The following is a 16682-nucleotide window of genomic DNA, read 5'->3' as shown; positions in this document are numbered from 1 at the left end:
GCTCAGGCCCAGACCTGCTGCGGTTCGGCGCGGCGTTCGGCCAGCGACGGCGCCTTGTCGTACTCCCGGACCACGTTGTAGCGGGTGTCCCGCTCGACCGGCTGGAAACCGGCGTCCCAGATCAGGTGCAGCAGGTCGTCGCGGTGCATGGTGTTCGGGGTGCCGTACGAGTCGGCGTCGTGCGTGATCTTGTATTCGACGACCGAGCCGTCCAGGTCGTCCACGCCGAAGTTCAGCGAGAGTTGAGCCACCGACAGCCCGTGCATCACCCAGAAGTTCTTCACGTGCGGCACGTTGTCGAAGAGCAGACGGGAGACGGCGAACGTCTTCAGCGACTCGGCCGGCGACGCCATCGTGGTGCGCGCCTGGATCCGGTTGCGGATCTTGCCGTCCGCCGAGTCCACGAAGTCGTGCTGGTAGCGCAGCGGGATGAAGACCGCGAAGCCACCGGTCTCGTCCTGCAACTCCCGCAGCCGCAGCACGTGGTCGACGCGGTGCCGGGGCTCCTCGATGTGGCCGTACAGCATGGTCGCCGGGGTCTTCATGCCCTTGCTGTGCGCCAGGGCGTGGATGCGCGACCAGTCCTCCCAGTGGCAGGCGTGGTCGACGATGTGCTGGCGGACCTCCCAGTCGAAGATCTCCGCGCCACCGCCGGTCAGCGACTCCAGGCCGGCGTCCATCAACTCGTCGAGGATCTCGTCGGCGCTCAGGCCGCTGATCTTCTCGAACCACTGCACCTCGGTCGCGGTGAAGCACTTGAGCTTGACGTTCGGCAGCGCCGCCTTCAGCTCGCGCAGCACCTTCGGGTAGTAGCGCCACGGCAGCGTCGGGTGCAGGCCGTTGACGATGTGCAGCTCGGTGAGCTGCTCATCCTCCATCTCCTTGGCCTTGCGGACCGCCTCGTCGATGCGCATCGTGTACGCGTCCTTCTCGCCCGGCTTGCGCTGGAACGAGCAGTACGCACAGGACGCCGAGCAGACGTTGGTCAGGTTGAGGTGCCGGTTGACGTTGAACATCACCCGCTCACCGTTCAGCTCGGTGCGCTTGTGGTGCGCCAACCGCCCCAGCCAGGTCAGGTCGTCGCTCTCGTAGAGCGCGACCCCGTCCTCCCGGGTCAGCCGTTCACCGGCGTACACCTTCGCTTCGAGCTCGCGCTTGAGTCCGGCGTCCATGGCACGTCCCTTCCACCTGCGGTCCCGGTCGAGCGTACGTCGGCGCTCCGATGGTCGCGGCGGCACGGTCGGCGGCAGCGATCCACCCAACAGGCCCAGCGACCCATTCAACAGACTCTCAGCCTCCCGTAACCCGGCCACGCATCGACATCACCGGGCGGGTGCGGTAAGACAGGGTGGGGCGGAACTCACACACTGGTCTGCCCCGACGGCCGCGCCTACCGAGCGTGGCGGCGAGCACTGGACGGGAGCGGAATGGTCGACAGCGAGCGCGGGCGACGGCAGCGACGACGGAGCCCGGTGATCTCGCCGGTGCTGCGGCCGAAGCTCTGGGCAGCCCTGCTCGGCGCGATCGCCGCCGCCGTGCTGGCCACCCCCGCGTACGCCGACCCCGCCGTGCCCACCACGGTGCCGGACACCGGCTCCCGGCCCGCGGCGGTCGGCCAGCTCCGGCTTCCCGGCGGCGCGCCCGGCACCGTCGGCACCGTCCCACCGGTGGTCAACGTCGGCGCGGGCCCGCTGGCCGCCCAGATCGCCGCCGCCGAGAGTCAGGTCGGCCTCCTCGGCGACGGGCTGTTACAGAGCCAGCAGAAACGCACCGCTGCGCAGGCCCAGCTCGAAGCGGCCGGCAAGGCGCTGGAGACCGCGCAGGATGCCGTGCTCCGTGCCCAGCAGGCGGCCGACGCGGCCGCCTCGGACGCCGTCAAGGCCGCCGCCGCGCTGCCCCCCGGCGACTTCGTCGACGACATCCAGGGGTTGAGCCGCCTCCACCGGATCAACCGTGGCGAAAAGGTCGAGGGCGCCACCACCGGCGTGACCGGGGAGCTGACGCGGGCACGGGCCGGCGAGCAGAAGGCCTACGAAGCACACGCCGCGGCCAAGGCCGCGGTCGACGCAGCCCAGGCAGAGTTCACCACCGGCGAGACGGCGCTGCGCGCGGCCGAGACCAGCCTGCTCACCCTCCGCAAGAACAACGCCACGCAACTGATCGAGCTCGAGCGTCTACAGGAAGCCACCGAGCAGCAGCTCGGCGCGGGCTACGTCACCGGTCAGAACATCAGCGGGATGGCCGCGCACCCACGCGCGCTGGCCGCCGTCCGGTACGCGCTCGCCCAGCTCGGCGACCCGTACAAGTGGTCGGAGGAGGGGCCGGACGCGTTCGACTGCTCCGGCCTGATGTGGGCGGCGTACCGGTCGCGCGGCGCCGACTACTTCAACCTGCCCCGGGTTGCCCGGGACCAGTACGCGGCCACCCGGGGTCGTACGGTGCCGCAGAGCGCGCTGCTCCCCGGCGACCTGCTCTTCTTCGCCTCCGGCAGCAGTTGGACGACGATCCACCACGTCGGCATGTACATCGGCAACGGCAAGATGGTGCAGGCGCCCACCACCGGTGACGTGGTCAAGATCTCGGTTGTCCGCTGGTCCCGGCTCTACGCCGCCACCCGGGTGATCGGCGCGGTGCCGGCCCCGGCCGTGCCGACCCCGCCGCCCGTGCGGCCGACGCCCACCCCGACCCCGACCCCGACCCCGACCACGAAGCCGACGCCGACCACCACGCCGACGCCGACCACGAAGCCGACGCCCACGCCGACCGGGTCGACCAGCCCGACGCCCACCGACACACCCAGCCCGACGCCGACCGGCAGCACCACGCCGAGCCCGACGACCAGCCCCGGCGGCCGGCCGACGACCCTGCCGACGCCGCCGACCACGGCACCGGCCAGCGCATCGGCCACCGCGTCGGCGCCCGCCACGCCCGAGACCAGCCGGGACGGGACCACCAGTAACAGCCCGGCGGGCAGCCCGAGCACCGACAGCTGACTCGCCACCGCCGGCTCTGGCTGTCCGCCTGGGACGATCTGTGGCACCGTGACAACCAGGCACATCCGGTCCGAACGTCACGGGCTCGGGTGCGAGCATGGCGCGGAGGGCGGAGATGGCCGAGCAGAGAGATCCGGCGGAGACTGTCGACCCCGTCGTCGATCGGGCCGACCCGCCGGAGCCAGGCGCGGCTGATCCGGCGACCAGCACCGATGCCGGCTCGGCCGTCGAGGGCACGCCCGACGGCGATGCGGGCAGCAGCGCGCCCGAGATGGATGGCGGGCGCCCGGGGGCCGACGATGCTCCCCCTGGCCCGGCGACCGCCGTCCCGGTGCGAGCACGGGCCAGTGTCGCGACCGTCTCGGCGCTGACCGGTGACCTCCCCGTCAGCGCCCCGGCCACCGCGACCACCTACCGGGCGACCGGCTCGGCCAGCCCCGCCAGCCTCCCGCTGCCCGGCCAGCGGGAGGGCTCGACCGCCCCGGCCCGGGCCAGCGCCACGGTGCCGGAGAGCAGCCGGTTCGCGGCCTCCACGGGGGGTACGCCGGAGCCCCACGCCAGCACGCCCGCCGTGTACCGGTCCGGGCCGGTGAATCCCGAGCCGCCTGAGCCGGCGCAGCCTCCGGAGCCAGCCCAGCCTCCCGCACCGCCGACCCCGGGGCCGACGCCTCCGGGACCGACGCCTCCGAGGCCCCAGCCGACCGGCCCGGGTGAGCCGGAGCCCGCGCCCAGCCCGGGGCCGTACCCGCCCGGCCCGGCACCGACGCCGGAGCCAGTCCCTCCGCCGCAGCCCGGCCCCGCGCCGCCGCCCGTCCCGGGTCCACCCGTGCCGCCGCCCTCGCCCCTGCCGCCCATCCCGGGCCCGCCGACGCCGCCCGTTCCCGGGCCGTCGACGCCCCCGCCCGGCCCGCCGTTGCCCGCGCCGCCACCGCCGCCCGGCCCCCGGCCGGCGCCACCGTTTCCGCCACCCCCGGGGATGACCAACACCCCGGGTGTACGGGCCACCGCGTCGGTCTCCGCGCCGCCGGCCGGCTGGCCGTCCGCGAACGGCACGACGCAACGGACCCCGGGCGCGGCACAGTCGACTCCGAGCGGGGTGCGGTGGACACCGCCTGCGACGCCGCCCGCCCCGCCTGCGACGCCGCCCGCCCCGCCCGTGGCGCAGTCGGCTCCGCCCGTGGCGCAGTCGGCGCCGGGCGCGACACCGCCGGCACCGAACGGTCCGTGGGCCGAGCCACCCGGTGCCGCCGCGCCCGTGGTGCCCGCGCCCGCGCTGCCCAGTTGGCCGCCATCCACCACCAGCGCTCCTCGGCCGAGCGGCACCGGCACTCCCTCGCCGTCCACCACTGGCGCCCCCTCGCCGTCCACCAGCCGCGCGCCCTCGCCGAGCGGCACCGGCAGCGCCCGAACGGCCGCGCCCTCGACCTACCCGGCGGGCGACCGCGCCGGGCGGGGTACGGCGGCCGCCACTCGCCCCACGGGGCGCGATGGCAGCGCCGAGCTGCCGGGCACCGTCTACGGCGGCGGTGAGGGGCCGGGCTTCACCACGGTCGCGCTGCCAGCCAACGGGGCGGTGGAGAATTCCGGCTCGCTGACCGGGCACATCCTGGCGCAGGGCTGGGCGGACACCCCGGCCGAGCGGTCCCGCAACACGCGGGTGGTGATCGTCCTGATCGCCGCTCTGGGGCTGCTGGTGGCGATCAGCGTGCTGGTCGTCCTGCTGGCCAACGACGCCATGGACAGCCTGGTGGGGAGCGTCCTCAACGGCTGAGTCGCAGAGCAGTAACGATGGTGAGTCCGCCCACTACGGTCGGCCAACCCGCTGGCGAGTCTGGCGAACCGCCGTACACTGGTCGGGATCACTGACCCGGCGCGTGTGGTGCGCGCCCCTGGGCGGTCTTGCGGGCGATCCGGCGGCACAGCCGCGGCAGGCCATCGCGAAGATGCGCCCCGCTCGAAAGGCATTTGTTGACCACCTCTGCTGACCCCAGCACCGTTACGTCCGTTTTCGATCCCAGTGCGGTGGCGAACGACGCCGCCCCGGAGACTCCCGACACCGCCCCGGCGACTCCCGACGCCGCCCCGACGGGGGCCGCGCCGGTAGCGACCGCCGCCGACCTGACCGAGCCTGCTCCGGGCGCGGACACGCCGGCCGAGTCCGCTTCGCCCGAGACCGTCGAGGCGGTCGACTTCGCCGGCCTCGGCCTGCCCGAGGCTTTGGTTAGCGCGCTGGCCCGGCAGGGCATAACCGCCCCGTTCGAGATCCAGCGGGCCACCGTTCCGGACGCGCTCGCCGGCCGGGACGTGCTGGGCCGTGGGCAGACCGGGTCGGGCAAGACGCTCGCGTTCGGTCTGCCGATGATCGCCCGGCTGGCCAATCGCAACCGGGCCCGGCCGATGCGCCCGCGCGCCCTGGTCCTGGTTCCCACCCGCGAGCTGGCCATGCAGGTCAACGACGCCCTGGTGCCGCTGGGCAAGGCCGTCGGCATCTTCCTCAAGACCGCCGTGGGCGGGGTTCCGTACGACCGTCAGATCGACGCGCTGCGACGCGGCGTGGAGATCATCGTGGCGACCCCGGGCCGGCTCGGCGACCTGATCGAGCGGGGCATCTGCCAGCTCGACGACGTCGAGGTGACGGTGCTCGACGAGGCCGACCAGATGGCCGACATGGGCTTCCTGCCCGAGGTGACCGAGCTGCTGGCGAAGACGCCCGCTGGCGGTCAGCGCCTGCTCTTCTCGGCCACCCTCGACGGCGACGTCGACACGCTGGTCAAGCGGTTCATGAGCGACCCGGTGACCCACTCCACCGCGCCGTCCACCGCCTCGGTGTCCACGATGGACCACCACATGCTGCTGATCCCACCGCACGAGAAGTTCCCGGTGGCCGCCTCGATCGCCGCCCGGGACGGGCGGACCATGGTCTTCGCCCGTACCCAACTCGGCGTGGACCGGCTGGTCGAGCAGCTCGCGGCGGTCGGCGTACGCGCCGGTGGGCTGCACGGCGGCAAGACCCAGCGGATGCGGACGAAGACCCTGGCGGAGTTCCGTGAGGGCCGGATGAACGTCCTGGTCGCCACGGACGTGGCGGCGCGGGGCATCCACGTCGACGGGGTCACCCTCGTCCTGCACGTCGACCCGCCGAAGGACCCGAAGGACTACCTGCACCGCGCCGGGCGCACCGCCCGGGCCGGCGAGTCGGGCGCGGTGGCCACGCTGGTGCTGCCCAAGCAGCGCCGTACGACCCTCGCGATGTTGGAGAAGGCCGGCGTGGCACCGGCCGAGACCCGGGTCCGGCTCGGCGACCCGGTGCTGGCCGAGTTGATCGGCGCCCGCGAGCCCAGCGGCGTCCCGGTCCGGGTGGAGGCGGAGCCTCGTGGCTACGGCGACCGCTCCGGCGGCTCGCGCCGCTTCGACGACCGGTCCGGCGGCCCGCGTCGCTTCGGCGACCGTCCGACGGGCGACCGTCGCTACGGTGACCGGCCGACCGGCGAGCGCCGCTTCGGCGACCGCCCGACCGGCGACCGGCAGTACGGCGACCGCCCGACTGGCGAGCGCGGCTACGGCGACCGCCCCACCGGCGAGCGTCGGTACGCCGACCGGGACAGCCGGGGTTACGGCGACCGCCCGCAGGGTGAGCGGCGCTACGGTGACCGGCAGCACGGCGACCGGCCCACCGGTGAGCGCCGCTTCGGCGACCGCCAGCAGTTCGGTGACCGGGCGGACCGGCCGCAGGGCGACCGCCGCTTTGGCGACCGCCCGACCGGCGACCGGCAGTACGGCGACCGCCCGACCGGCGAGCGCCGCTTCGGCGACCGCCCGACCGGCGACCGGCAGTACGGCGACCGCCCGACCGGCGACCGGCAGTACGGCGACCGCCCCACCGGCGAGCGTCGGTACGCCGACCGGGACAGCCGGGGCTATGGCGACCGGCCCAGCGCTGACCGGCCCACCGGCGAGCGGCGTTTTGGCGACCGCCCGCAGGGTGACCGGGGCGATCGGCCGGCCGGCGAGCGGCGTTTCGCGGACCGGGACACTCGGGGTGGCTACCGCTCCGAGGGCCGTCCTCGGGACGACCGGCCCCGTGACGACCGGCCGCGCGACGACCGGCGTGGTTTCGGCGGGCGGCCGCCGGCGCGTACCCACTGATCCATTGATCTGACGGACGCCGTCGCGGAGCTGACGCTTCGCGGCGGCGTTCGCGCATGCGCTGCTATTGGCGGTCCGGTCGCGTAACGTCCGGCTCATGGCGACCATGGCGAAGTCGATTTTCTGGTCCCGTACGGACACCGCCGGCAGTGAGCAGGCCCTGCTCGACGACAGCAACGGGTTGTCGGCCCGGGGCACGTTGCTCGCCGTCGACCCGGTGCCCTTCACCGCCCGCTACCAGGTGGCCACCGCGCCCGACTGGAGCGCGTCCCGGGTCGAGGTCGAGGCCGAGGGGTCGGGTTGGCTGCGCAGGGTGACGCTGGAGCGGGCGGCGGGCCGGTGGCGGGTGACCACCGCCGAGCAGGGTGACCTGGACGCGGCGCTGGTCGCGGCCGGGCATCCCCGGGCCGGTCTGCCGGGCACCGACGACCCCGGCCGGCTGGACGACGCGCTCGACGTCGACCTGAGCGGCTCGCCGCTGTTCAATGCCCTGCCGGTGCGGCGACTTGGGCTCGCCGGCACACCGGCTGACCTGCCACACCGGATCACCGTCGCCTGGGTGCTGCTGCCCGGCCTGGAGGTGGTGTCGGCCGAGCAGATCTACACCGGGCTCGGGCCGGGGCGGGTGCGGTTCGCCAGTGGCACCTTCACCGCCGACATCGATGTGGACGCGGACGGCTACGTGGTGCGCTACCCCGGTCTGGCCGAACGGATCGACCCGCGCTGAACGCTGACCGAGCCGCCGTTCAGGCCGGCCAGGCGCCGCTGGCCAGGAAGCGGTCGATGGTGGCCGCGTGCGGCGCCAGGTCGAGGCCCTGGGCGGCCAACCAGTCGTCGGAGTAGTACGTGTCGGCGTACCGGTCACCGGGGTCGCAGATCAGGGTGACGACCGAGCCGGTCCGCCCCTCGGCGATCATCTCGGCGATCAGGCCGAAGGCACCCCACAGGTTGGTGCCGGTGGAGCCGCCCACCCGGCGGCCGAGCACCGCCGTACCGGCGCGCATCGCGGCCATCGAGGCCGCGTCCGGCACCTGGACCATCCGGTCCACCACGGCTGGCACGAAGGACGCCTCCACGGTGGGCCGGCCGATTCCCTCGATGCGGGAGCCCCTGCCGGTCCGCACCGACCAGTCGCCGGCCAGCCATGCCGGGTAGAAGGCGGAGTTGTCCGGGTCCACCACGCAGAGCTTGGTGGAGAGCCGGCGGTACCGGGCGTACCGGCCGATGGTGGCGCTGGTGCCCCCGGTGCCGGCGCCCACCACGACCCAGGCCGGGATGGCGTGCCGCTCCAACTCCAACTGCGCGTAGATCGACTCGGCGATGTTGTTGTTGCCCCGCCAGTCGGTGGCCCGCTCGGCGTACGTGAACTGGTCCATGAAGTGGCCGCCGGAGTCCTCGGCCAGCCAGCGGGCCTCGACCACGACGCTCGCCGGGTCGTCCACCAGGTGGCACCGGCCGCCCTGGAACTCGATCTGCGCGATCTTCTCCGGCGACGTGGAGGCCGGCATCACGGCGACGAACGGCAGCCCGAGCATGCGGGCGAAGTACGCCTCGGAGACCGCCGTGGAGCCCGAGGACGCCTCGACGATCGTCGTGCTCGGCCCGATCCAGCCGTTGCAGAGCCCGTAGAGGAAGAGGGAGCGGGCCAGCCGGTGCTTCAGTGAGCCGGTCGGGTGCGACGACTCGTCCTTGAGGTACAGGTCGACACCCCAGGCGCGGGGCAGCGGGAACGGCAGCAGGTGGGTGTCGGCCGAACGGTTCGCGTCCGCCTCGACAGCGGCGATGGCCTCGCTCACCCAGCCGCGATTGGCCTCGTCACACCGGTCGAGATGAGTCACGCCGGAAACCTAGCAAGCAGGCCTGAGGTGGTCAGCTCCGGTCCGGCGGGGCGGTCCGGCGGAGCTGGCGGCGTTGCCCGGCCCGGCCGACGGCCTGGACGAGGGGGGTCAGCCCGACGGCCAGCCGGGGCAGGGTGTCCAGCAGTCGGACCTGGGCGCCCCGCCAGCGAGGCAGGCTGACCACCGGGCGGGGCCGGCGAGCCAGCCGGGCCGCCCGGGCGGCCACCCGCTGCGGGGTCAGCATCGACCCGGTGAACGAGGCCGCCGCCCCGGGGTCGTCCAGCCGGTCGTGCAGCATCGGTGTCCAGATGCCGTCCGGGCAGAGGCAGGAGACGTGCACCCGCCCGTACCCGGCGATCCGCAGGTCGCTCAGCGTGCCGAGGCTGAACGCCAGCAGCGCGTGTTTGCTGGCGGCGTACACCGTCTCGCCGGGCGCGGCGATCAACCCGGCCAGCGAGACGATGTTCAGGACGTGGCCGTGGCCCTGCCCGCGCATCACGGCCAGCGCGGCGAGGGTCCCGTTCATGGCCCCGTGGGTGTTGACGTCGAGCACCCGGCGGCGGGTCGGCCCGTCGTGCTCCCAGGACGGCCCGGTGACCAGGATGCCGGCGTTGTTGACCCAGAGGCCGAGGCCGCCCCGGCTCGCGGCGGTCGCCGCGATCCTGGCGCAGGCGTCCTCGTCACGGACGTCCAGCGCCGCCGACCAGCCGCCGAGCGGCGCGGCGGCAGCCGCCGCCGCGGCCGGGTCGAGGTCGGTGAGCAGCACCGTCCAGCCGTCGGCGTGCAGCGCGGCGGCGACGGCGCGGCCCAGGCCGCCGGCGGCCCCGGTCACCACGGCCGTGCCGTGTCCCGGCGAGGTCATCGACGCACGTTACCGCCGCGCGGCGCGGCGACACCAGGGGTACGCGGGTCAGGCGGGCGGCTGGCCCACCGGCTGGGGGCGGTTCTCCCACTTGGTGGAGAGGGCGATGGCCGTCCGGGTGGAGGCGACCCCGGGGGTCCGGTTCAGCCGCACGATCAACTGCTCCAGCTCGGCGATCGTGCCGACCCGCGCCTTCAGCAGGAACGACTCGACGCCGGCCATGAAGTAGCAGGATTCGATCTCGGGCAGCACCCGCAGCGACTCCAGCATGTCGTCGGAGTCCGCGCCGGAGTCCTCGACGATGCCGATCAGCGCCGTGACGCCCAGCCCGATCGACTCGGGTGCCACGTCCGCGCGGTAGCCGCGGACCACGCCGCTGCTCTCCAGCTTGCCGACGCGCTCGTGCACGGCCGGAGCGGAGAGGCCCACCTGCCGGGCCAGCTCCGCGTACGAGAGGCGGGCGTTTCCCCGCAGCAGGTCGACGAGGCTCAGGTCGATGGCGTCCACGGAGAGTGACCTTAACCGGTTGGGCGTAACGAGACGCCTTCGGCATCCGTTGGACAGAACAGTGAGTAACTGTTCACAAACTGACTGTCAAGGCAGGGGTTGCACCAGTACCATTACTAACTTCCCACTCAGTGCATTTTTCGCGTTTGGCGGACAGGCCAGGTCGCTGGTGCTGTAATTGCCATACGTCCCTCATGACGGCTCTGGGCTCGCACCAGCCGGGGGCAGTGTGTTCAGCCAGGGGCTTCGTCGACGCGAGGAGGGGGCTGTGGACACTGGAGATCGCCTGCTGACACCGGGTGAGGTCGCCGCGCTGTTTCGGGTGGACCCGAAGACTGTGACGCGATGGGCGGCGGCTGGCCGGATAGGAAGCATCCGGACTCCAGGCGGGCATCGCCGTTTTCGGGAATCCGAGGTGCGAGCCCTGCTTGAGGGGGAGGGCATGCTTGACGAGGTGGACGAGGTCGGAAAGCCACGCAACGTGGGGCCGGCCGCTTCCACCGGGCCGGGTCCGGCCAACGCCGGCATGTATTGAACTGGTGCGGACAATGTAACGCGGACCGGACACCAGTCCGGTCCGCGTCCCGCTTTGACGGCACCGGCAGGGCCGGATCAGCTGGACGGACCGCTCAGCTCCGGCCCGCGCCGAGTTGGCCGGACCAGCGCCGGAACAGGGTGTGTGGCACGCCGAGCGCGTCCAGCACCTTGCCGGCCACGAAGTCGACCAACTGCTGGGCGCTGGCCGCCGCGCCCGCGCCGTAGAAACCCGGGCTGGCTGGCAACACCACCGCACCGGCGTCGTGCAGCGCGATCAGGTGCTCCAGGTGGCTGCGGGTCACCGGCGTCTCCCGGGGCACCACCACCACCGGTCGGCGCTCCTTGAGGTTGACCTCGGCGGCACGCTGCAGCAGATCCTTGGAGAGCCCGATCGCGATGCCCGCGCAGGCCGCCGTGCTGGCCGGCACCACCGCCATTCCGCGTACCCGGTAGGAGCCGCTGCTCGGCCCGGCTGCCAGGTCGCCCGCCGGCCAGTGCCGCACGTCCGCGCCGGTCAGGTCCCGGCCGAGCCAGGCCGCGAGGTCCTCGGCCCAGTGCGCGTCGCGGAACGCCCGGCCGGTCTCGTCCAGCACGGTGAGCCGTGCCGCGCGGGACACGATCAGGTCCACCGACTCCCCCGCGTCGAGCAACCCGCCGACGACGGCTGCCGCGTACGGCGTTCCGGAGGCTCCGGAGACCCCGACCACCCATGGTTCGCGCATGCCCCCAGCCTGCCTGGTCCGGGTGTGCGCCGTGCCGTGGCCCCCGCCCTCGTCCGCCCGCCGTCGTCCCGGCCCACGACGGACATCATCGGCAGCCGATTTCTGACATGTTCGGATGGGAGGATCACCCCTGTGCAGCGACCGGAGGGGCGGTACGACCGATGACGGCGACGGCAGCCCGCACACTACGTGCCGAGTGTCCCCTTCCCTCCCGGTGCTCACCGCATGCCCAGCCGACCCAGGAGTGGCTGGCCGGCTGGGTGCGCCGCTTCGACCTGCCGCTGGACGACGTCGCCCTGCGCCGGTTGGACGCCGGTCGCATCGCCTGGTACGCCGGCCGGCTCTACCCCGACGCCAGCGCCGCCGACCTGCGTACGGTCGCCGCCCTCTGGACCTGGTTCTTCCTGCTCGACGACGCCTGCGACGGGCCACACCGCGCCAGCGGCGCGGACGTCGCGGCGCTGCGGGACGGGGTGCTCCGCGTGCTGCGCCACGGCCCCCGCGCCCGCCCGGCGGGTTTCCGGGGACCGCTGCGCCGGATGCTCGTGGAGGCGTGGCGAGCGCCGCGGGCCCGGATGCCCCCGCCCTGGCAGCAGCGTTTCGCCGACGCCGTCGCCCACCACCTGGCAGGCAACCGGACGGAGGCGGAGAACAAGACCCGGGGCCACGTTCCCGGTGTCACCGAGTACGTGGCGCTGCGCCGGGCCACCTCGGCGGCGTACGTCTCGTACACCATGATCGAATTTGTCACCGGTCACGCGCTGCCGGACGCCGTCTACCACCACCCGGCGCTGCGGGAGCTGGCGGCCACCGGCAACGACCTGCTTTCCTGGTTCAACGACCTGGTGTCGTTGGAGACGGATCGGGTCACCTCGGGCGGGCACAACCTGGTGCTGGCCATCGCGCGGGAGCAGCGCCTGCCGGACGATCGGGCCGTGGAGGTGGTGGTGGACCGCTGGCGCACGACGATGGGGCGGTTCATGGAGCTGCGGGCCACGGTCCCGTCCTTCGGCCCCGAGCTGGCCCCGGCGGTGGCGGCGCACGTGGAGGGGATCGCCAGCTCGGTGCGGGGGACGATCGACTGGTCACTGGAGAGCGACAGGTACTCGGCGTCCCGAAGCTGAACGAGGGCGCGCCGCCGGGTCACCGGGCGTGCCGGTGCCGGTCGGCGAGGGTGTTGAGCAGCGCGGCGGCGGTGCCAGCGTCGGCGACCGTGACGACGATCGAGCGCCCGCCGGTCCGCTCGACCAGCAGGCCCTCGCCCGCACGCAGGACGATGCCGACCCGGCCGCCGCGGCCCACCCGCCAGCCCCAGCCGCCGAACTCGCGCAGCGGGTGGACCTGGACGACGCTGGCGCGGAGCACCTCGTCGAGGGGGACCCGAGTGCGCGGCCAGCCGGCCGACGACCGGACCAGCAGGCCGGTCTCGTCGACCCGGACGGTGAAGGCGAACATTGCCAGGAAAACCGCGACCAGCAGCGCCGCGACGATCAGCAGCCCCCACATGCCGCTGACGACGGCGAGCGTGACCAGGACGGCTATCGATACCGCGCCGAGGGCGATCCCCGGTCCGGCGCCGGTGCGCCCGATCCAGACGGCCCGCTCGCCCGGCGCGAGGGGGACGCGGGACGCCTCGGGCGCCACGGGGGCGTCGGCCGGCTGGGGCGGGTCACCGGGCAGGAGTAGGCCGACGAGCACAGCCGGGACGAGGGAGGCGACGATCGCCAGCGCGAGCGCGCCGCCGACCCCGCCGGCCGCGCGGGCGTCGGCGAGGCCGAGCTGCCCGTGCAGGGTGCCGAGCAGCACGAGGGCCATGAAGAGCGCCAGCCAGATGGTGGTTGCGGCGCCGATGCGGCGGCTCACCGCGGACTGCCCCCACAGCGTCGTGACCGCGCCGAACCCCAGCACCAGCAGGGCACCAGTGCCGGAACCGGCCCAGACAATGGCATCGAGGGACATGAAGTCGTCGGGCCTGCCCTGGGCGTTCCAGTGTGTAGCCACCGGGTCGGGCAGGTCGCCACGCCAGGAGAGGGCCACAGCGGCGGCCACGGCAAGGATCACGAGGCCGACGATGGTGACCGTCAGGCCGACGAGGCGCGTCCGCCGACGCGTGTCACGGGCAGGCGCGGTGCCGGTGGTCATGATGAGAACGCCTCCTTGAGGAGTGTGGCGGTGGCTTCCGGGGAGAAACGCAGGGCACGCGCCTCGCGCACCACCTCGTCGATGGCGGCCAGCAGCTTCGCGTGGTCGGCGGCGGGCCGGGCGGTGACGATGGCGCCGCGACCGCGTCGCAGCTCGATCAGCCCGTCGTCGCGGAGCAGTTGATAGGCCCGGAGCACGGTGTGCACGTTGAGATCGAGCGAAGCGGCGAGCTCGCGGGCGGCGGGCAGCCGTTCACCGGGCTGGAGCACGCCCTGGGCCACGGCGAGGCGTACCTGCGTGACGAGCTGGGCGAAGAGCGTCTCATCCAGCGAGGGGTCGATGCGGAAGAGCATGCTTAAAGAATACTTGTTCTAGTGTTGTTAGAACAATGCGGGTAGCAGCACGCGAACGGCGGCGGCGCCGAGCGCACCGCCGCCGTCTGCCGCTACAGCTAGGCGCGCAGCCCCAGCCGCACCACCAGGTCGAGCAGGGCAAACACGAACAGCGCGATGCCGACGAACCCGTTGGCGGTGAAGAACGCCCGGTTGACCTTGCTCAGGTCGGTCGGGCTGACCACCAGGTGCTGGTAGGCGAACGCGACGGCGGTCAGCGCCAGGCCGACCCACCAGAGCCAACCGAACCCGACCAGGGTCCCGAACCAGACGAAGAGCCCGAAGGTCACCACGTGCGCCACGGTGGAGGCGTGCAGCGCGAAGCGCCGGCCGTACCGGGCGGGCACGCTGTGCACGCCGATCTCCTGGTCGATCTCAGAGTCCTGGCAGGCGTAGATCAGGTCGAAGCCGCCGATCCACAACCCGACCGCCGCGCCCAGCAGCCAGGCCGGCCAGGAGCCGTCCAGGGTGCCGGTGACCGCCAGCCACGCGCCGACCGGGCCGACCGCCTGGGCGATCGCGAGGATGGCGTGCGGCCAGTTGGTGAACCGCTTGCCGTACGGGTAGACCACCAGCGGCACCACGGCGAGCGGCGCCAGCACCAGGCAGAGCGGGTTGAGCAGCGCGGCTGCGGCGAGGAAGATCACCAGCGCGACGGCCGCGCCGGTCCAGGCCGTGCGGACGCTCACCGCGCCGGTGACCAGCTCCCGACCGGCGGTACGCGGGTTCCGCGCGTCGATGCTCCGGTCGAGGATCCGGTTGGCGGCCATCGCGAACGTCCGCGCCCCGACCATCGCCACGGTGATCAGCAGCAGGTCCCACCAGCGCACCCGCCCGCCGGAAACCTCCATGGCGGTAAGCGCCGACAGGAAGGCGAACGGCAGCGCGAAGACGGAGTGCTCGATCGCGACGAGGTCCAGGAAGGCCCGCACCCTCCCCCGCGATCTTGCACTTTCTGCCGGGGCAGAAGGGGATGAAGGAGGCGAATCGGAGACCGAAAGCGCAAGATCGCGGGAGTTGTCGGCGGCGGGCATCAGATGCCGTACTCCTTCCAGCGCTTGTTGACCAGGGCCGTGACTTCCGGACTCATGGTCATCTCCTCGGGCCAGCCGCGGGTGTAGCCCTCGGTGGGCAGCTTGCGGGTCGCGTCGACGCCCGCCTTGCCGCCCCAGAACTGCTGGTACGACGCGTGGTCGAGGTGGTCCACCGGGCCCTCGGTGAGCAGCAGGTCACGGGCGTAGTCGACGTTGCCGAAGGCGCGGAAGGCGACCTCGTTGTAGTCGTGCACGTCGCAGTCCTCGTCGACGATCACGATCAGCTTGGTCAGCGACATCATGTGCGCGCCCCAGATCGCGTTCATGACCTTCTGGGCGTGCTTCGGGTAGCGCTTACGGATGGACACGATCGCGCAGTTGTGGAAGACCCCGGCGGCCGGCAGGTTGTAGTCGACGATGTCCGGGATCAGGAAGCGCAGCAGCGGCGCGAAGATCCGCTCGGTGGCCTTGCCGAGGCCGTGGTCCTCCTGCGGCGGCTGGGACGTGACGATCGAGTGGTAGACGGGGTCGCGCTGCATGGTCATGCACTCGATGTGCATCACCGGGAACGGCTCGACCGGCGTGTAGAAGCCGGTGTGGTCGCCGAACGGCCCTTCCGGCAGCCGCTCGCCCGGCTCGATGTAGCCCTCCAGGACGATCTGCGCGTGCGCCGGCACCTGAAGCGGCACGGTCAGGCAGTCGACCATCTCGACCCGCTCGCCGCTCAGGAAACCAGCGAACAGGTACTCGTCGATGTCGGCCGGCAGCGGCGCGCTGGCCGAGTAGGCGACGGCGGGGTCGGCGCCGATGGCGATCGCCACCGGCAGTCGCTGCCCGAGCCGCTCGGCGACCGCGTGGTGCGCCGTCGAGTTCTTGTGGATCTGCCAGTGCATGCCGATGGTGTTGTGCGAGTGCTGCTGGAGGCGGTAGAGCCCGAGGTTGCGCTTGCCGGTCTCCGGGTGCTTGGTGTGGGTCAGCCCGAAGTTGTGGAAGATCCCGCCGTCGCCCGGCCACACCTGCAACCCCGGCAGCCGGTTCAGGTCGACGTCGTCGCCTCGGTAGACCACCTGCTGGCAGGGTGCCGTCTTGACCTTCTTCGGCGGCATGGACTTGAGCTGCATGACCTTGCCGAGCCCGCCCATCATGCCCGAGAAGCCCTGCGGCAGCTCCGGCTTGAGCATCTCGCCGATCCGCGTGCCGATCTCGTCGAGGTTGTCCACCCCGAGCGCCATCGCCATCCGCTTCTCGGTGCCGAACAGGTTGATCGCCACCGGCATCTCACCCCGGGTCGGACGCTCGAAGAGCAGCGCCGGCCCTCCAGCCCGCACCGTGCGGGTGACCACCTCGCTGATCTCCAGCGTGGGATCGACCGGGACGTCGACCCGGCGCAGCTCCCCCGCGCGCTCCAGCGCCGCGAGGAAGTCCTTCAGATCGGTGTACGGGAAGCCACGAGCCGCCATGGCCCCAGTCTCCCGCACGGGGTGCGCCGCCGACGAAGCCGGGTGGTGT

At 73.0% G+C, this 16682-nt stretch carries 16 protein-coding genes; 6 read left to right on the top strand and 10 right to left on the bottom strand.

Going from position 1 to position 16682, the window contains the following annotated elements:
* Positions 1–2 precede the first annotated feature (2 nt).
* The gene (gene mqnE, locus ABZ780_RS05670) at positions 3–1172 is read right to left on the bottom strand and encodes an aminofutalosine synthase MqnE (protein WP_357003880.1); all 1170 of its coding nucleotides are present in this window, start codon (positions 1170–1172) and stop codon (positions 3–5) included.
* Positions 1173–1427: 255 nt separating this feature from the next.
* Here mqnE and ABZ780_RS05665 point away from each other — a divergent pair, with 255 nt between their 5' ends.
* Positions 1428–2993: a C40 family peptidase gene (locus ABZ780_RS05665; protein ID WP_357484532.1), complete on the top strand. Its 1566-nt coding sequence runs from the start codon at positions 1428–1430 to the stop codon at positions 2991–2993.
* Between the two features lie 411 nt (positions 2994–3404).
* On the opposite strand, the gene ABZ780_RS05660 is transcribed toward ABZ780_RS05665, so the two are convergent.
* Positions 3405–4046, bottom strand: a complete 642-nt coding sequence (locus tag ABZ780_RS05660) for a hypothetical protein (protein ID WP_357484529.1) — start codon at positions 4044–4046, stop codon at positions 3405–3407.
* A 124-nt stretch (positions 4047–4170) separates the two neighbouring features.
* Here ABZ780_RS05660 and ABZ780_RS05655 point away from each other — a divergent pair, with 124 nt between their 5' ends.
* From ABZ780_RS05655 to ABZ780_RS05645, 3 genes are all read left to right on the top strand, one after another.
* Entirely contained in the window at positions 4171–4764 is a 594-nt protein-coding gene (locus ABZ780_RS05655; protein ID WP_357484526.1) for a hypothetical protein, read from the top strand.
* A 347-nt stretch (positions 4765–5111) separates the two neighbouring features.
* Positions 5112–7139 (top strand): DEAD/DEAH box helicase, encoded by a 2028-nt coding sequence (locus tag ABZ780_RS05650; RefSeq protein ID WP_357485306.1) that lies wholly within the window; start codon positions 5112–5114, stop codon positions 7137–7139.
* Positions 7140–7245: 106 nt separating this feature from the next.
* Positions 7246–7866, top strand: a complete 621-nt coding sequence (locus ABZ780_RS05645; RefSeq protein ID WP_357004822.1) for a putative glycolipid-binding domain-containing protein — start codon at positions 7246–7248, stop codon at positions 7864–7866.
* Positions 7867–7885: 19 nt separating this feature from the next.
* On the opposite strand, the gene ABZ780_RS05640 is transcribed toward ABZ780_RS05645, so the two are convergent.
* From ABZ780_RS05640 to ABZ780_RS05630, 3 genes are read right to left on the bottom strand one after another with little or no spacing between them, the layout of a single operon-like run.
* Positions 7886–8977 (bottom strand): PLP-dependent cysteine synthase family protein, encoded by a 1092-nt coding sequence (locus ABZ780_RS05640; protein WP_357003867.1) that lies wholly within the window; start codon positions 8975–8977, stop codon positions 7886–7888.
* Positions 8978–9008: 31 nt separating this feature from the next.
* Entirely contained in the window at positions 9009–9839 is an 831-nt protein-coding gene (locus ABZ780_RS05635; RefSeq protein ID WP_357003865.1) for an SDR family oxidoreductase, read from the bottom strand.
* Between the two features lie 48 nt (positions 9840–9887).
* On the bottom strand, positions 9888–10346 hold the full coding sequence (locus tag ABZ780_RS05630; protein WP_357003862.1) for an Lrp/AsnC family transcriptional regulator: 459 nt from the start codon (positions 10344–10346) through the stop codon (positions 9888–9890).
* A 268-nt stretch (positions 10347–10614) separates the two neighbouring features.
* Here ABZ780_RS05630 and ABZ780_RS05625 point away from each other — a divergent pair, with 268 nt between their 5' ends.
* Positions 10615–10881: a BldC family transcriptional regulator gene (locus ABZ780_RS05625; RefSeq protein WP_007454516.1), complete on the top strand. Its 267-nt coding sequence runs from the start codon at positions 10615–10617 to the stop codon at positions 10879–10881.
* Between the two features lie 94 nt (positions 10882–10975).
* Here the strand turns inward: ABZ780_RS05625 and ABZ780_RS05620 are convergent, their stop codons facing one another.
* Complete coding sequence (locus tag ABZ780_RS05620; protein ID WP_357003859.1) at positions 10976–11605, bottom strand: UbiX family flavin prenyltransferase; 630 nt, start codon at positions 11603–11605, stop codon at positions 10976–10978.
* A 161-nt stretch (positions 11606–11766) separates the two neighbouring features.
* Here ABZ780_RS05620 and ABZ780_RS05615 point away from each other — a divergent pair, with 161 nt between their 5' ends.
* A complete protein-coding gene (locus tag ABZ780_RS05615; RefSeq protein WP_357484523.1) occupies positions 11767–12729 on the top strand; it encodes a terpene synthase in 963 nt (320 codons plus the stop codon).
* 19 nt (positions 12730–12748) lie between these two features.
* Here the strand turns inward: ABZ780_RS05615 and ABZ780_RS05610 are convergent, their stop codons facing one another.
* The 4 genes from ABZ780_RS05610 to ABZ780_RS05595 form a co-directional block, all read right to left on the bottom strand.
* The gene (locus ABZ780_RS05610; RefSeq protein ID WP_357484520.1) at positions 12749–13747 is read right to left on the bottom strand and encodes a DUF1648 domain-containing protein; all 999 of its coding nucleotides are present in this window, start codon (positions 13745–13747) and stop codon (positions 12749–12751) included.
* On the bottom strand, positions 13744–14100 hold the full coding sequence (locus ABZ780_RS05605; protein ID WP_124854291.1) for a GntR family transcriptional regulator: 357 nt from the start codon (positions 14098–14100) through the stop codon (positions 13744–13746). Before ABZ780_RS05605 ends, ABZ780_RS05610 begins: the two co-directional genes overlap by 4 nt.
* Positions 14101–14198: 98 nt before the next feature.
* Complete coding sequence (mqnP, locus tag ABZ780_RS05600) at positions 14199–15173, bottom strand: menaquinone biosynthesis prenyltransferase MqnP (RefSeq protein WP_357484518.1); 975 nt, start codon at positions 15171–15173, stop codon at positions 14199–14201.
* Positions 15173–16633 carry a menaquinone biosynthesis decarboxylase gene (locus tag ABZ780_RS05595; protein WP_357003849.1) on the bottom strand — a complete coding sequence of 487 codons (1461 nt, stop codon included), beginning with the start codon at positions 16631–16633 and terminating at the stop codon, positions 15173–15175. Before ABZ780_RS05595 ends, mqnP begins: the two co-directional genes overlap by 1 nt.
* Positions 16634–16682 lie beyond the last annotated feature (49 nt).

Source organism: Micromonospora sp. NPDC047467, from assembly GCF_040643095.1.
In the GTDB taxonomy this organism is placed as follows: Bacteria; Actinomycetota; Actinomycetes; order Mycobacteriales; family Micromonosporaceae; genus Micromonospora.
Note: the sequence above shows the minus strand (reverse complement) of the source record. Positions and strands in the feature narration are given on the sequence as shown.

Excerpts from the sequence above, each read along its gene's own strand:
- ABZ780_RS05620 (WP_357003859.1), bottom strand. The coding sequence starts at position 11,605 with ATGCGCGAACCATGGGTGGTCGGGGTCTCCGGAGCCTCCGGAACGCCG.
- ABZ780_RS05595 (WP_357003849.1), bottom strand. The coding sequence starts at position 16,633 with ATGGCGGCTCGTGGCTTCCCGTACACCGATCTGAAGGACTTCCTCGCG.
- ABZ780_RS05635 (WP_357003865.1), bottom strand. The coding sequence starts at position 9,839 with ATGACCTCGCCGGGACACGGCACGGCCGTGGTGACCGGGGCCGCCGGC.
- mqnE (WP_357003880.1), bottom strand. The coding sequence starts at position 1,172 with ATGGACGCCGGACTCAAGCGCGAGCTCGAAGCGAAGGTGTACGCCGGT.
- ABZ780_RS05605 (WP_124854291.1), bottom strand. The coding sequence starts at position 14,100 with ATGCTCTTCCGCATCGACCCCTCGCTGGATGAGACGCTCTTCGCCCAG.
- ABZ780_RS05665 (WP_357484532.1), top strand. The coding sequence starts at position 1,428 with ATGGTCGACAGCGAGCGCGGGCGACGGCAGCGACGACGGAGCCCGGTG.
- ABZ780_RS05615 (WP_357484523.1), top strand. The coding sequence starts at position 11,767 with ATGACGGCGACGGCAGCCCGCACACTACGTGCCGAGTGTCCCCTTCCC.
- mqnP (WP_357484518.1), bottom strand. The coding sequence starts at position 15,173 with ATGCCCGCCGCCGACAACTCCCGCGATCTTGCGCTTTCGGTCTCCGAT.
- ABZ780_RS05645 (WP_357004822.1), top strand. The coding sequence starts at position 7,246 with ATGGCGAAGTCGATTTTCTGGTCCCGTACGGACACCGCCGGCAGTGAG.
- ABZ780_RS05610 (WP_357484520.1), bottom strand. The coding sequence starts at position 13,747 with ATGACCACCGGCACCGCGCCTGCCCGTGACACGCGTCGGCGGACGCGC.